The organism is Sinomicrobium oceani, assembly GCF_900119185.1.
Taxonomy (GTDB): Bacteria; Bacteroidota; Bacteroidia; order Flavobacteriales; family Flavobacteriaceae; genus Sinomicrobium; species Sinomicrobium oceani.
On sequence record NZ_FPJE01000005.1, the window covers coordinates 105,422 to 120,378 of the forward strand.

Consider the following 14,957-nt stretch of genomic DNA (forward strand, 5'->3'; position numbering starts at 1 on the left):
CTAAAAACAGTACAATGAAAACGTATTCCCTTCTCTCCGCTCTTGGCCTACTTTTTATCCTTATTTCCTGTAAGGATACCGCCATAAAAGCCACACCTCCCCAGGCCATCGGCCCGGTTCCTTCCCCTGCACAACTGGCCTGGCAGGAGATGGAAATAAATGCTTTTATCCATTTTACCACAAATACTTTTACAGGCAAAGAATGGGGATACGGGGATGAAAGCCCATCGATCTTCAATCCCTCAGACATGAATCCCGATCAATGGATCGGGGTGCTGAAAGAAACAGGATTCAAAGGTGTAATACTCACCACCAAACATCATGACGGATTCTGCCTCTGGCCAAGTAAGTACACGACACATTCCGTAAAAAACAGTCCTTATAAAAACGGGAAAGGTGATGTCGTGAAAGAAGTCTCCGAAGCCTGCAAACGGTACGGTATGAAGTTTGGAATTTATCTCTCGCCCTGGGACCGGAACCGTTCCGATTACGGGCAACCTTCATATATTACCTATTACCGTAATCAACTGGAAGAGCTTTTCACCAATTACGGACCTGCATTTGAAATGTGGTTTGACGGTGCCAATGGTGGTGACGGCTATTATGGAGGGGCGCGGGAAACACGTAATATCGACAGGAAAACCTATTACCACTGGCCGGAAACCCTGGATATGGTCCGCGCATTGCAACCCGAGCCACAGGTTTTGTTTTTCAGTGATGCCGGTCCCGATATCCGATGGGTAGGCAATGAAGAAGGACACGCCGGAAAAACCAATTGGAATACCATTTCAAACGATACGCTTTATGCAGGAAAAGCGGGCATAAACGACCTGCTGGCCTCAGGCTCGGAAGACGGCACACGGTGGATCCCTGCCGAAGTCGATGTTTCCATCCGCCCCGGTTGGTTTTATCACGAAGAGGAAGATCACAGTGTAAAAACGGCAGAACAGTTATTCGATATTTATCTGAGTTCCGTAGGACGGGGCTCCAACCTGCTTTTGAATATACCTCCGGACAGACGCGGACTGATCCATGAAAACGATGTTAAGGCACTCCGGGAGTGGCGCAAACTACTCGATAAAAGGTTGGGCAACAACCTCGCCTTCAAAGCATCGGCTACAGCCAGCTCATTCCGGGCCGGTTCGCCGCAATATGCCGCCTCTAATGTTACCGACGGAAAAAAGGACACCTATTGGACCACAGATGATGACACCAGCACGGGCTCCGTGGAAATTCGGCTGGAAGCAGCAAAGGATATTTCCTATATCGTACTCCAGGAGTACATAGCCCTCGGGCAAAGAGTCCGGTCCTTTACTGTAGAAGCCTGGAAGGAAAACGGCTGGAAAACCATCACAGAAGCCACCACTATCGGCTATAAAAGAATCCTGAAAACAGGAGACCTGAATACGGATAAAATCCGGGTAAATATCACCGGCGCCAAGGCCTGTCCATTAATTTCCAATATAGAAATCTACTAAAACAAAAAAGAGGAACTAAGTCAGAGTTCCTCTTTTTTGTTTTGTATATATTTTCTCCTTAGTCTTCCGTAATCAGTGCCTGGTGCACCGGGTAACCGGTAGTCCCGCTCGGAAATGCTATGCCTAACAATGCTGCAATAGTCGGAGCTATGTCATTGATATGTGTTTCCTCTACGGTACTTTTTCCTTTACGGATACCCTTCCCGAAAAACAGAAGCGGTGTATGCGTATCATAATTCAGAGCCGAGCCGTGTGTGGAGCCGGTCTTAGGATAAGAAATTACCGCAGGGGCCAATACATAGAGTACATCTCCCGACCTTTTCTGGTTATATCCCCGCTGCAGTAATCCTGTGATCCGCTCGTTAAATTCGGCCTCTGTAAAAACATGAGCGGCAAAAGCCTTCTCCACATCTTTATATTTCATAACTTCCTCCACGAAATCGTCCTGAAGGTCACGGATACGCAGTTTGTTATCGCCCGCTACCTTATGATCTATAAAGATCTGAAAATTGGATATATTGGAGATTAATCCATCCACACCATATTTTTCTTTGGCAAAATTCTTCATGTGGAGCGTAAAATTCAGTTGATCGAAATATCCTGCGGGAATCTTGAGGGATTGCAGATAGGAAGGCACCTGTACGGCAGCATGATCGGCGGTCAGGAATACGGTGTACTCCCCTTTACCTACTTTTTCATCGAGTTCGGAAAGTAACCTGGCAATATCCTTATCCAGCCGAAGGTATGTGTCCTGTACTTCTTTGGAGTTAACGCCGAAACGATGGCCTACATAGTCGGTCGCGGAAAAACTGACAGCGAGAAAATCGGTAATATCGTCCTGCCCCAGGGCCTCTCCTTCTATAGCCGCAAGAGCAAAATCCACAGTCATGCTATTTCCATAAGGAACGGATTTGAGGATATCATATCCACCGTTATTTTTCATGATTTTTTTGAGTTCATGTGGAAAAACAGGGGCTTTCTCCCCTTTAAACGGACCTTCATACGCATTGTCATCCGGACCGCTTTCCGCATACGTCTCAATATCGTAGAGCGTATTCCATGTTTTTACATAGCTTTTGGCTTTTCCGGATGTATTGAATTTCTCCACCCATTCCGGAAGTTCTTTCATGTAATACGAACTGGTAATCCACTTTCCTTCATCCTTTCCGTGAAACCAATATGCAGCATTAGCGGCATGTCCTGCGGGCAAAATTGCTCCTCTGTCTTTAAGGGCTACTCCTATAACTTTACCCCGCAACTCGGTAGCCAGACGTAACTGATCGGTAACCGTAGTCGTTTTCATTCGGTGCGGAGACATCTTTCCGGCGTCGGATGCAGTTCCTACCGATTCCATGGAATCGTCCTGTGCACAATACACCATCTGATCCAGCTCTTTATCATACCAATCGTTAGCGATAATACCATGTATCGCAGGAGTTGTTCCCGTATAGACAGAAGTATGCCCGGGCCCCGTATAGGTAGGCACGTAATTGTAGTGGTTATTACGACAGTTATAACCGTCGTTGACCAGGCGTCTGATACCGTCATTACCATACTTCTCCCAGAACCGGGTGATGTAGTCATAACGCATCTGATCTACGACAATACCCACCACGAGCTTTGGCTTTACATAAGGACCTTCTTCGGTTTGTGCTTTGGAACTAAACACTGCAAGCGTACACCATAATACCGCAGCTATTGATTTTCTCATAACATTTGAAATTTTAAGACTTGTAAAAGTAAAAAGTTCTCATTAAAATCGGGTTACCTGCAGATTATTTAACGTCAAATTGCAGGCAACCGGAAAAAAATGATCTGTCCGAAATAAAACAGACTAACATTATTTTTTTACTTTAGTTGCTATATCTTTACCGTATGAAGTATTTTGAAGCCATTGGCAAGTATTTTTTAATGATACGGGAGGTATTTCTCAGACCCACGAAGTGGAGTATCATGAAAAACCTCATCCTGAAAGAAATTGATGACCTGGTATTTGGCTCCCTGGGTATCATGATCTTCATATCTTTTTTCGTGGGCGGTGTAGTAGCCATACAGACAGCGCTCAATATGGACTCTCCATTACTCCCAAAGTATCTTGTAGGTTTTGCCACGCGCCAATCGGTTATTCTGGAATTTGCTCCTACGTTTACTTCTATTATCATGGCGGGTAAAGTAGGGTCTTATATTACATCCAGCATCGGTACAATGCGGGTTACGGAACAGATCGACGCATTGGAGGTTATGGGAGTAAATGCCCTCAATTATCTCGTATTTCCCAAAATATCTGCAATGCTACTATATCCTTTTGTGATCTCGATCTCAATGTTTCTCGGCATTTTCGGCGGATGGGCTGCAAGTGTTATGGGAGGCTTCAGTACGAGCGTAGAGTTTATCGACGGACTCCAGATAGATTTCAAGCCTTTTCACGTGTTCTATGCTTTTACAAAAACCATCATTTTTGCTTTTATATTGGCAACTATACCGTCTTTTCACGGTTTTTACATGAAAGGAGGCGCCCTGGAGGTAGGTAAGGCCAGCACCACGTCTTTCGTTTGGACCAGTGTGGCTATTATTATTATCAATTATATCATAACACAAATGTTACTGGGCTGATGATCGTTGTAGAAAATTTACATAAATCCTTTGACGGGACCCCTGTACTAAAAGGAATTTCAACCACTTTCGAGAAAGGAAAGACCAATCTTATCATAGGGCAAAGCGGTTCGGGAAAGACCGTTTTTCTGAAATCGCTCCTCGGACTATTTACACCCGAAGAAGGTAATATCATCTATAACGGAATCACGTATTCCGAAATGGATGACGATCAGAAAAGGGAACTCCGTCAGCAAATGGGAATGGTATTCCAGGGAAGTGCGCTTTTCGACTCCATGAGTGTACAGGAAAATGTAATGTTTCCCCTTAAGATGTTCTCAAAGGCCCCGTTAAGTGAAATGCAGGATCGGGTCGATTTTGTATTGAACAGGGTGAAACTCACGGATGCACACCATAAATTTCCTTCCGAAATTTCCGGCGGAATGCAGAAACGTGTAGCGATTGCAAGAGCCATTGTTAATAAACCCCAGTATCTGTTCTGCGATGAACCCAACTCCGGACTGGATCCGAAAACAGCTATTATCATCGACAACCTCGTACAGGAGATTACTCAGGAATACGATATCACCACGGTTATTAATACACACGATATGAACTCTGTTATGGAGATCGGAGAAAAGATCGTTTTCCTGAAGGATGGTCACAAGGCCTGGGAAGGGAGTAATAAAGAGATTTTCAGGACAGACAATGAAGCCGTGACCAATTTTGTATATTCATCAGAACTTTTTAAGAAGGTACGCCAGATGTATATCGAAGAAAGAAACTAAGTACGAAACCTAATTTGGTTGTCCCATAAAAAAACCGGGATCTTTACTATTCAGATCCCGGTTTTTATTTAGTTCAATTCTTTCACTTCTACTTTATCATTGGAAGTTTTGAGTTCCAGCCAGCCTTTCAGCTTCTGGTATTCCTTATCGCGTTGTGCTTTAGGAGCAGATTCTTTCCACTTCACGGTAAAGGCCGGTACCGTATCCATTTTGGAAAAGTCCGTTCTGATCTCATTCGAAAAACCAAACTCTTCCACCCCGTCATACAACACTTTGGCTTCTGCACTCAGATTGGCAAAATCGACATTATAAGTAAGCTTGCGCAACCTCCGGACTTCTGCTTCCAGAAACTGTATTTTCTCCGTAGTATTTACCAGTTCGCGCTTACTCGACTCATACAGTTCATGAACATAATCGAATTTTTGCTGCGAGTCGTTCTGCCCTCCCTGTACAATCCGCAATTGGGCATTTTTCAGTATCGGATATTCCGATTCTTTCTGGTTTTCCCAGGTACTGATTACGTTTTCCGGAATAATTTCATCTCCCATGAAAACGAGCTCTATCGTGGATGTACCATTTCGCTGATAGTTGATTTCCGAAAGGTTCTCCAGGAACATGCCCCCCTTGGTAAACTGGTACGGCGCTACTACGGTACGTACAAATTTACGTGCATCATTACGAAAACGCGACTCTTTCCAGACGTTAAAGAAGGTGTACCCCGCAGGGATCATCACTATAATAGCAATCAAAGAAGCCACTCTCGAAATAAGCCTTCTCCGGGCCGAATTCACATACCGTACCATAGGAAATCTCAGGATTTTCAAGACCAGGAATGTTGCCAATCCTATAAATATGGTATTGATTAGGAACAGGTACATGGCTCCCATGGCATATTCCCAATTGGCTATGGCCAGGCCGAAACCTACGGTACATAACGGAGGCATCAAAGCCGTCGCGATAGCAACTCCAAATATTACACTGGCAATAGTTCCTTTTTTAGCCCGTGCAATAACAAGGGCCAAACCACCGAAAAAGGCGATCAGTACATCCCGGATATCAGGTGCCGTACGTGCAAGTAATTCGGATGACTCATCGCGTAACGGGAAAAACCGGAAAAACAGAAAGGCGGTAAGAATACTCAACCCTACCATGACCAGGAAATTCTTTACGGATCTCCTTAAAGTATCCACATCGTTTATCGCTATAGACATCCCCATACCCAATATAGGTCCCATAAGCGGGGAAATTAACATCGCTCCGATAACTACTGCTGTAGAATTGGCATTAAGCCCTATGGATGCAATGAATATCGAACATATCAAAATCCAGGAGTTGTGCCCTTTGAAAGGTATATCATTTTTGATATGTTCTATGGTCGTCTCCTGGTCTGTGTTGGAACGGATATCCAGAAGCTCTCCAAAAAAGGCTTTAAGACTCCCTAACAACCCGGAAAAGTCCTTTTTTACCTTTTCCGAACTGTTGTTCTGACTGCCTTCTTTCTTTTCCTCAGGCTGCACAGACGAATTATCTTTTTTCTGCATAAATTACTATATTAAATCTTCACCAAACTTTTGTTTAACTTTCTGTAATACTTCTTTTATACGCTGTTCTTTCTGCTTGGGGTAGATCAGTAATACTTTCTTTTTTTCGATAACTATATAATCGTCCAGACCATCGATAACAACAAGTTTTTTTCCACTGGTACGGATCATGTTATTTCCGGAATTCTCAATCAGTGTCCTGGCATTCACCACGGCATTACCGCAATCGTCCTTGGGTAACTTATCATAGAGCGAACCCCAGGTACCGAGGTCATTCCAATCAAAGCCGGCCGGCAATACATGAATATTATCAGAGTGCTCCAAAATCGCGTAGTCGATGGAAATATTATCGGCCTTACCGTAGTTTTTCCGGATAAACGTTCTTTCTGCCAGGGTATTGTATTTCGGTATCCCCTTAGAGAACAAACGGTACATTTCGGGCTGTAAATGCTCGAAAGCCTTGAGGATACTTTTCACACTCCAGATGAATATCCCGGCATTCCACAGGTAGTTTCCCTGCCGGAGAAATTCCTTGGCAGTAGCATAGTCCGGTTTCTCCGTGAACTTTTTCACTTTACAGACATCGTGCCCATTATTACCGGATTCCCCATCATATTCGATATAACCATACCCTGTATTCGGGAAAGTGGGTGTGATTCCCAGAGTCATCAGAATATCGCGCTCCGCACATTCTGCAAAGCAACGTTTTACATCCCCGGCAAAAATATCCTCCTGTTCAATCCAGTGATCACTGGGGGCAACGAGGATTACCGCATCCGGATTTTCCTTTCGGATCTTCATGGATGCATATAAAATACAGGGAGCGGTATTGCGCATTTCAGGCTCCAACAACAACTGCCCGGGATTGGCTTTGGGTAGTTGTTCCAGGACCAGGTCTTTATAGCGTTCATGTGTAAGGATACAGATATTCTCTTCCGGAATTACCTTGCTGAGCCTGTTAAATGTTTTCTGGATCAGGGTTTCTCCCGTGCCAAGCATATCGTGAAACTGCTTGGGAAGTTCTGTGGTACTTACCGGCCAGAATCGCGAACCGATTCCCCCGGCCATTAATATTGCATAGTAATTTTTACTCAATTCAAACTGGTTTTCAGTTATTTAAAGTCAATCATTTTTTATACTTCCGGCCCTAATCGGTTTTATGGGTCCGGTAGAAGTTCTACTTCCGCATTCGGATTAAACAGGTAAATCCTTCCCGATGAAATCTCCACACATTCGTAACGTTTAATCTTCTTTTGCCCTTTACGGAAAATCTTTCCATTGTATATACGAAAAAAACTTCCGTACGGGAGTTCAAATATATAGTTTTTATCGTTCTCCGGGTCGAATTGTTTCAAAGCCAGGGCAAGAGAAGCATCGGTGTCACTGCTCGCCCTCGGATTCCTGAAGTGCCTTGCCAGCAGGGGCAGGATACTGTCCGGAAATATCGCCGGGTTTATAAAAGGGAGCATCAGCCTACGGAACGTAGACTTCCACTCCACGCCGTGGGGTTTGATCCGCATACCGTATTCTCTGAATGCTACCAGGTGTGCCACCTCGTGGACAAGGGTAATAAGAAACTTGTATCTGTTCAGGCTGGCATTCACCGTGATCTGGTGCATACCATTGGGCAAACGCCGGTAATCGCCATGCCTGGTTACCCGTTCGTTTACGATCTTGAGGTAGACCCCATTATCCCGAATCAGTTCAAAACATGGTGTTACTGCACGTTCCGGCAGGTATTTTCTTAAAATATCTCTCACTTCCTGATCTGCATGTGAATTTCTTTAGCGGTATATCCGGAGCTATTATCTGCCCGGTATTGTAGGTCTTCTAAGGGGTCGAACTGGACACTTGTAAAAGCTTGCCATTATAAAATTTATTGCCCTTCAAAGCAAAGTCGAAGATATACGAAGCCATTTCGGATGCGGAGAGCGGAGCCTTATAACCCGGGAAGGCTTCCTCCAGCATTTCTGTCTGTACCGCACCTAAGGCAAGAACATTAAATGAAGGACCTGTTCCTTTATACTCTTCAGCCAAAAGCTCGGTAAGTGTTATGACAGCACCTTTGGCCGAACTATAAGCGGCAAGTCCGGGGAACTTCACACTACCTTGTACCCCACCCATACTACTGATATTGACGACATGCCCTTCAACGCTCATAAAAGGGAGTACCTTACGGATGACCTCCGCAACGCCAAAAACATTGACGCGGTATACCTCCTCAAACTCTTCGGGAGTAATATCCGTAAAAGGCTTATTCACCAGTTTACCTGCATTATTGATCAATATATCCACCTTACCTCCCCATTCTTCCTTGACAAAATGTGCAACCTTTTCCAGGTCTCCTTTTACGGCAAGGTCAAAAATAAAAGCGGTAATACCGGGATGATTTTTCTCCAGCACCGGACGGTCATTTCTTGAAAGCGCCAGCACTTTGTGCCCCTGATCCGCAAAAATTCCTGCCAGTTGAAGCCCGATTCCCCTACTGGTACCTGTAATAATAACGTGTTTCATGTGTAGAATACCATGCCGGTGAGAATAACTTCCTGCCAACAGGAAATTCAGATTCCATCCGGCACGTAAATTTATTTGTTTACAAAGGTGATTTCTTCCGAATCGGCATTGGCCATTTTTTCCAATATCGGTATCATATCCGAAATAAAGGAAGTCATGTGCTCTATATCCATAAGACCGGCCTCATCTCCCACTTTATGATAGTGTTCGAAGTTCGTGAAATCGAAGGTGCAGACTGTTTGAGCGGGGACATCGAATTCCAGGAAGAAGGGATAATTATCCGACCTTTTGAACAGTTGAAATTCTTTGGCCTTAGGCAAAAAACCTATGAGGTTTTTCCCGGCATAAGCATTCATTTTATCGGCCATATTAGTATCTTCATATCCTGTGATATACGCCGTATAATCGGCCTGCATAGGCACTCCTATCATTTCCAGGTTTACCATAGTGTACAGGTTGAATTTATCGGCACGCAGTTTTCGAGCCAGATGGCGCGATCCCAGGAGACCTTTTTCTTCAGCTGAAAACAGCACAAAGAGCAGGCTTCTCCTGTTAGTCCGGGTATCACCGAAGTACTTGGCCAGTTCCAGCACCCCGGTAGTCCCCGAGGCATTATCATTTGCACCATTGGCAATAACATCATCACCTTCTCCCGTATCCTGAATACCGATATGATCGTAATGTCCTCCGATGATGATAAACTCGTCTTTAAGTTCGGGGTCGTTCCCTTCCACATAGCCTACGATATTATATGCGGGCTCCTTAAAATTCTCCAGCGTATCACGGTAAGAGGTGAAATAGGGTTTTACACCGTGCGCAGCAAATACCTGCTCTATGTACTGTGCCGCTTTTTCTATACCAGGACTTCCGGAATCCCGTCCCTCCAGTTCATCGGAAGCCAAATATTCAAGCGTTTCCCGAACATCGTCGGCACTGACCTCGTATTTTTCTGGAGCTTGCACAGCCTGGGCATTCAATCCGAAGATCAGTCCACAGCAGCATACGACAGCATAAAGATATTTTTTCATGTAGAAAATTTTTATAGTTGTACTGGCTAAAATATATAAAAAATCCCGTTCCTTATAAATCGTGGAACGGGATTTCTCGTAATTATTTTATCTTTAAGGCTACTACGCCAGCATCGTTACCGGATTTTCCAGGTAATGCTGTAGAGTCTGCAGGAACTGTGCTCCTGTTGCGCCATCTACAGTGCGGTGATCACATGCAAGTGTTACTTTCATCGTGTTACCTACAACGATCTGTCCATTCTTAACCACCGGTTTCTGCACGATCGAACCTACGGAAAGGATCGCGGAATTAGGTTGGTTGATAATGGAAGTAAACTCCTGAATACCAAACATTCCGAGATTGGAAACAGTAAACGTACTTCCTTCCATTTCCTGAGGAGTCAGCTTTTTGTTTCTGGCTTTTCCGGCAAGTTCTTTTACCTGCGCTCCGATCTGGCTTAGGGTCATCTGATCCGTAAAGCGCACTACGGGCACTACAAGACCTTCTTCTACAGCTACGGCCACCCCGACATGTACGTGATGATTGTATACCGTAGTATCGCCTTTCCACGAGGTATTTACCTGCGGATGTTTTTTCAACGCCATGGCGCATGCTTTCACAACCATGTCATTAAAAGAAACTTTGGTATCGGGCAGTGCGTTGATCTGTCCTCTCGAAGCCATGGCATTGTCCATATCCACTTCGATAGTGAGGTAATAATGCGGTGCGGTAAATTTGGACTCTGCCAGACGTTTGGCAATAGTTTTCCGCATTTGCGAATTCTTCACCTCTTCAACACTTTCTTCTCCTGCGGGCACAAAAGGCATAGCTTTGGCAGCCGGTGCAGCAGCTTGTCCTTTGGATTCGGATGCAGCAGGAGCAGCCGGTGCAGCTTCTTCCTTATACCCTTCTATATCCTTCTTGACGATTCTTCCGTTCTCACCGCTTCCTTTAACCTTAGACAGGTCAATTCCCTTGTCTTCTGCCATTTTCTTGGCAAGCGGAGAAGCAAATATCCGTCCTCCGTCTGAAGTACTTTGCGATTTTTCCCCGGAATCATCTTTAGTTTCTTCTTTTCCGGAAGCCTTGTCTTCTGATTCTTTTTTGGCAGCTTTACCTTTTTTGGCACCTCCACCGGAAACAGCAGCAAGAACCGCGTCCACATCCGTCCCGTCAGGACCTATAACAGCAAGCACTGCATCTACCGGAGCCGACTCACCTTCCTGTATTCCTATATGCAACAGGGTCCCTGAATAGAACGATTCGAATTCCATCGTAGCCTTATCGGTTTCGATCTCGGCAAGAATATCACCTTCCTCGACCTTATCACCTACTTTCTTTAACCAGCTTGCTACGGTACCTTCTTCCATAGTATCGCTCAGTCTTGGCATAGCTACAACTTCAACGCCTTCCGGAATTTCTCCGGATGTTTCTTCAGGTGCTCCATCCCCGGCTTCAGCTTCTTTTTCAGAAGAGGCCTCTTCCTTGGTTTCTTTATCCTCCTTAGCTTCAGATTTAGCCTCAGACGAACCGCCACCGTCGATCAGGGAAGAGATATCTTCACCTTCTTCTCCCACGATAGCGAGCAACGAATCTACGGGAGCCCCGTCACCTTCTTCTATTCCGATGTGCAACAACGTGCCCGAATAGAATGACTCGAACTCCATCGTAGCCTTATCGGTTTCTATTTCGGCCAGGATATCGCCTTCTTCTATTTTGTCTCCTACTTTTTTCAGCCATTTTGCCACGACACCCTCTTCCATGGTATCGCTCAATCTCGGCATGTTAATTACTTCAGCCATAAGAACTATAATTTATGAGGTAAAAACGGATAATCTTCCTGGGCGTACACCACATCGTACATCACATTCTTATCCGGATACGGTGACTCTTCTGCAAATTTCTCACATTCTTTCACCAGGTCTTTCACCTTTTTATCTATTGCTTCGATCTCTTCTTCAGTAGCGTATTTCTTCTCTTTGATCACATCCAGCACCTGGGTAATAGGGTCTATTTTCTTGTACTCCTCCACCTCTTCTTTGGTTCTGTAGTGCTGGGCATCACTCATGGAATGCCCTCTGTAGCGGTATGTTTTCATCTCCAGGAAAGTAGGTCCTCCGCCGCTTCGGGCTCTTTCTACAGCTTCGTCCACAGCTTCTGCCACTTTTACGGGGTTCATTCCGTCTACCGGACCGCAAGGCATCTCGTACCCGAGGCCGAGTTTCCAGATATCGGTAGTATGTGCAGTCCTCGCTACGGAAGTTCCCATGGCGTAACCGTTGTTCTCACATATAAAAACGACGGGGAGTTGCCACAACATAGCCAGGTTAAAGGTTTCGTGAAGCGATCCTTGACGGACAGCTCCATCTCCCATATAGCAAAGCGTTACCGCATCTCTTTTGAAGTATTTATCGGCAAAAGCCATACCTGCCCCCAGCGGGATCTGTCCTCCTACGATACCGTGGCCACCGTAGAAACCTTTTTCTTTGGAGAAGATGTGCATAGATCCTCCGAGACCCTGAGAAGTACCTGTACCCTTACCGTAAAGTTCCGCCATTACCCTTTTGGGATCTACTCCCATACCGATGGGCTGAACGTGGTTCCGGTACGCCGTTATCATTTTGTCTTTCGAAAGGTCTATAGCATGGAGCGATCCTGCAAGGACGGCTTCCTGACCGTTGTATAAATGAAGAAATCCTCTAACTTTTTGTTGAATGTAAACCGCCGCCAGCTTATCTTCGAACTTTCTCCAGAACAGCATGTCTTCGTACCACTTCAGGTACACTTCTTTTGTGATCTTTTTCATGTGTTTAATTTTTTTAGCGATCAGAATACACTATGCCTGCTGGTGTCGGGAGGGTTTGCGTATCCGGGATTGCTCTACGCACACAAATTCTTCTTGACTGCGATCGTACAGGTCAAAAAAAATCCACGTCCGCTTCATCAAATATCTTAATTAGTCTTTAAATTGATGTCGCGCCCCAAATTCTTAAAAAGGGACTTTTTAATTGCGAGTTACAAAAGTAACATTTTCGATAAAAGTGAAAAAACGAAAAGAAGAGTTTTATTTTCCTTTTTTGTTAAATTAGGAAAAGTTCCCAGCGGAAGCTCCCGGAAAGAAAAATATAGCCCGAAAAGGCCGTGAATTTTGTACGAAAAGGCGGGACTTTCAGTCGCTACTCTAAAGGTTCGATTTATCGAACAACAATGGCAAAAGATCTTTTACGGAAAGTGATTTTACCACTTTTCCGGCTTCCCCCATAAAGTACAACTCGATAAACTCTGACTGTTTCACTTCGTACTCCGCCAGGCTTTGCCTGCAGGCTCCGCAAGGTGGTATCGGGGTAAGTACCGTACGGTTGTCCGAAGCCGCCGAAATAGCTATGGCACGGATTTTCACTTCCGGGTACAGCGCCCCGGCCTGAAAGACCGCAACACGCTCCGCACATAAGCCCGAAGGATAAGATGCATTCTCCTGATTACTACCGATAACGACTTCTTCGTTATCCAGGAGCAACGCCGCACCTACCTTGAAACGGGAATACGGCGCATACGCTTTTTTCCGGGCCTCTACGGCCTTTTGCATAAGAATACGAATATGCTCGGGAAGCTCATCGGCATCATCATACACAACCAGTCTGGATGTTATCTCCACTTCTTTCATAATAGTTCTTTAAAATTCGGTAAAGTTGTCCCCAAAATTAAACCGTAACGAGAAACGCAGGGTATTTTCCAAAGGATTTTGCACCCTGGATGTCGAAAACAGGTAAGACAGGTCGATCGTCGTGGAATTGAATGTAAAACCGGCGCCGAGGGAAAAGAATTTCCGCGCCCCCTTATCATTACTCTCATTAAAATACCCGGTACGCAAAGCGAAGACCTGCTGGTACATATACTCCAGCCCCAACCCCCAGGTAATTTCTTTGAGTTCCTCGCTGAACCCGCCCGGGGCATCCCCGAACGAATCGAATATTCCGCCTACAAAACCTTTGTTATAATAATCATCTTCCATATTTATAACACCATCACCATTGGAATCGCTCGGCGTGGGCACGAGATATTTATTAAATTCCAAAGATGTCATCAACCTGTTATCGGCATCAAAAATAAAATCGAAACCGGCACCGATCCCCAGATTTGTCGGTAAAAATTCCTCCTGCGTATTATCACTGCTGTAACTGATCTTGGGGCCTACATTAGAAATATTGAATCCTCCCCGCCATCTACCGTTAAAATTGGCATAGGCAATCTCGGGCGACTGATAATAACCGGCAATATCCACGGCAAAAGAATTGGCTGCCCTGGCATCTACAGCTCCTTCTACTTCGGAAAGGCGCAAATCGGAACGCAGGTATCTCCCTGCCACTGCCATCGAAAATTGCTCACTGAGTTTCAAAGCATACGATCCGTCCAATGCTATTTCATTGGGTTTAACCTCCCGAGCCTGGTCGAACGCAGTCTGCCGGAACTCAAAACCTCCCAATCCGTAATAACGTAAACTGAAAGCAAACGCACTCCGCTCGTTCACCCTTTTGTAAAAATTCAGGTTGAGCAATCCCATATCATCTACCAGTTCGGTCAGATATGGCGTATAACTCATAGCTACCCCGTACTGGGTTTCGGAAAAAACGTATTTCGCAGGATTCCATTGCTGCGAGAAAACATCCGGCGAAGTAGCGATTCCGACATCAGCCATACCGGCAGATCTGGCATCGGCCGCAACCCGAAGAAAAGGCATGGCAGGATTTATGGGGCGATATTCGTTATTCTGAGCCCGTAGCACGGACAGTGTAAGAAAAGTAAAGATAATAAGGGTATATATTTTTTTCATGTCAGGATTGGTAGATTTGTAACAAATATAGTCCATAATTACAGTTAAACAAGTCCGTTTCACAACACAATTATACATTTTTTAACGTCATTTTTAACAAAATCTTGTATATATTTTCTTTCTTTTTTAAGATAATTTTAAGCTGGTGCACCTCACAGTCCTCCCGGGCATCATTCTTACTGCCTCTAACCATCCCCGGACAGAA

At 44.9% G+C, this 14,957-nt stretch carries 13 protein-coding genes; 3 read left to right on the forward strand and 10 right to left on the reverse strand.

Annotation, left to right across the window (positions count from 1 at the left end):
* Positions 1-14: 14 nt before the first annotated feature.
* The gene (locus BT112_RS05965; RefSeq protein ID WP_072316447.1) at positions 15-1,478 is read left to right on the forward strand and encodes an alpha-L-fucosidase; all 1,464 of its coding nucleotides are present in this window, start codon (positions 15-17) and stop codon (positions 1,476-1,478) included.
* Positions 1,479-1,536: 58 nt separating this feature from the next.
* Here BT112_RS05965 and pafA read toward each other — a convergent pair whose 3' ends face one another.
* Positions 1,537-3,189 carry an alkaline phosphatase PafA gene (gene pafA, locus BT112_RS05970; protein ID WP_072316448.1) on the reverse strand — a complete coding sequence of 551 codons (1,653 nt, stop codon included), beginning with the start codon at positions 3,187-3,189 and terminating at the stop codon, positions 1,537-1,539.
* 164 nt (positions 3,190-3,353) lie between these two features.
* On the opposite strand from pafA, the gene BT112_RS05975 reads away from it, so the two are divergent.
* Entirely contained in the window at positions 3,354-4,091 is a 738-nt protein-coding gene (locus BT112_RS05975; protein WP_072316547.1) for an MlaE family ABC transporter permease, read from the forward strand.
* On the forward strand, positions 4,091-4,858 hold the full coding sequence (locus BT112_RS05980) for an ABC transporter ATP-binding protein (RefSeq protein WP_072316449.1): 768 nt from the start codon (positions 4,091-4,093) through the stop codon (positions 4,856-4,858). Before BT112_RS05975 ends, BT112_RS05980 begins: the two co-directional genes overlap by 1 nt.
* Before the next feature lie 68 nt (positions 4,859-4,926).
* On the opposite strand, the gene BT112_RS05985 is transcribed toward BT112_RS05980, so the two are convergent.
* The 9 genes from BT112_RS05985 to porV all read right to left on the reverse strand — a co-directional run bounded on the left by BT112_RS05985 (position 4,927) and on the right by porV (position 14,752).
* Positions 4,927-6,399, reverse strand: a complete 1,473-nt coding sequence (locus BT112_RS05985) for a TIGR00341 family protein (RefSeq protein WP_072316450.1) — start codon at positions 6,397-6,399, stop codon at positions 4,927-4,929.
* Between the two features lie 6 nt (positions 6,400-6,405).
* Positions 6,406-7,494: a mannose-1-phosphate guanylyltransferase gene (locus BT112_RS05990; protein WP_072316451.1), complete on the reverse strand. Its 1,089-nt coding sequence runs from the start codon at positions 7,492-7,494 to the stop codon at positions 6,406-6,408.
* Between the two features lie 62 nt (positions 7,495-7,556).
* The gene (locus tag BT112_RS05995; protein WP_072316452.1) at positions 7,557-8,159 is read right to left on the reverse strand and encodes a SprT-like domain-containing protein; all 603 of its coding nucleotides are present in this window, start codon (positions 8,157-8,159) and stop codon (positions 7,557-7,559) included.
* Positions 8,160-8,229: 70 nt separating this feature from the next.
* Positions 8,230-8,913: an SDR family NAD(P)-dependent oxidoreductase gene (locus BT112_RS06000; protein WP_072316453.1), complete on the reverse strand. Its 684-nt coding sequence runs from the start codon at positions 8,911-8,913 to the stop codon at positions 8,230-8,232.
* A gap of 71 nt (positions 8,914-8,984) precedes the next feature.
* Positions 8,985-9,941, reverse strand: a complete 957-nt coding sequence (locus BT112_RS06005; protein ID WP_072316454.1) for a M28 family metallopeptidase — start codon at positions 9,939-9,941, stop codon at positions 8,985-8,987.
* 102 nt (positions 9,942-10,043) lie between these two features.
* Entirely contained in the window at positions 10,044-11,723 is a 1,680-nt protein-coding gene (locus BT112_RS06010) for a pyruvate dehydrogenase complex dihydrolipoamide acetyltransferase (protein ID WP_072316455.1), read from the reverse strand.
* Positions 11,724-11,728: 5 nt separating this feature from the next.
* Positions 11,729-12,727, reverse strand: a complete 999-nt coding sequence (pdhA, locus tag BT112_RS06015; protein WP_072316456.1) for a pyruvate dehydrogenase (acetyl-transferring) E1 component subunit alpha — start codon at positions 12,725-12,727, stop codon at positions 11,729-11,731.
* Positions 12,728-13,102: 375 nt separating this feature from the next.
* Positions 13,103-13,585: a cytidine deaminase gene (cdd, locus tag BT112_RS06020; RefSeq protein WP_072316457.1), complete on the reverse strand. Its 483-nt coding sequence runs from the start codon at positions 13,583-13,585 to the stop codon at positions 13,103-13,105.
* A gap of 9 nt (positions 13,586-13,594) precedes the next feature.
* Positions 13,595-14,752, reverse strand: a complete 1,158-nt coding sequence (gene porV / locus BT112_RS06025) for a type IX secretion system outer membrane channel protein PorV (protein ID WP_072316548.1) — start codon at positions 14,750-14,752, stop codon at positions 13,595-13,597.
* Positions 14,753-14,957: the final 205 nt, after the last annotated feature.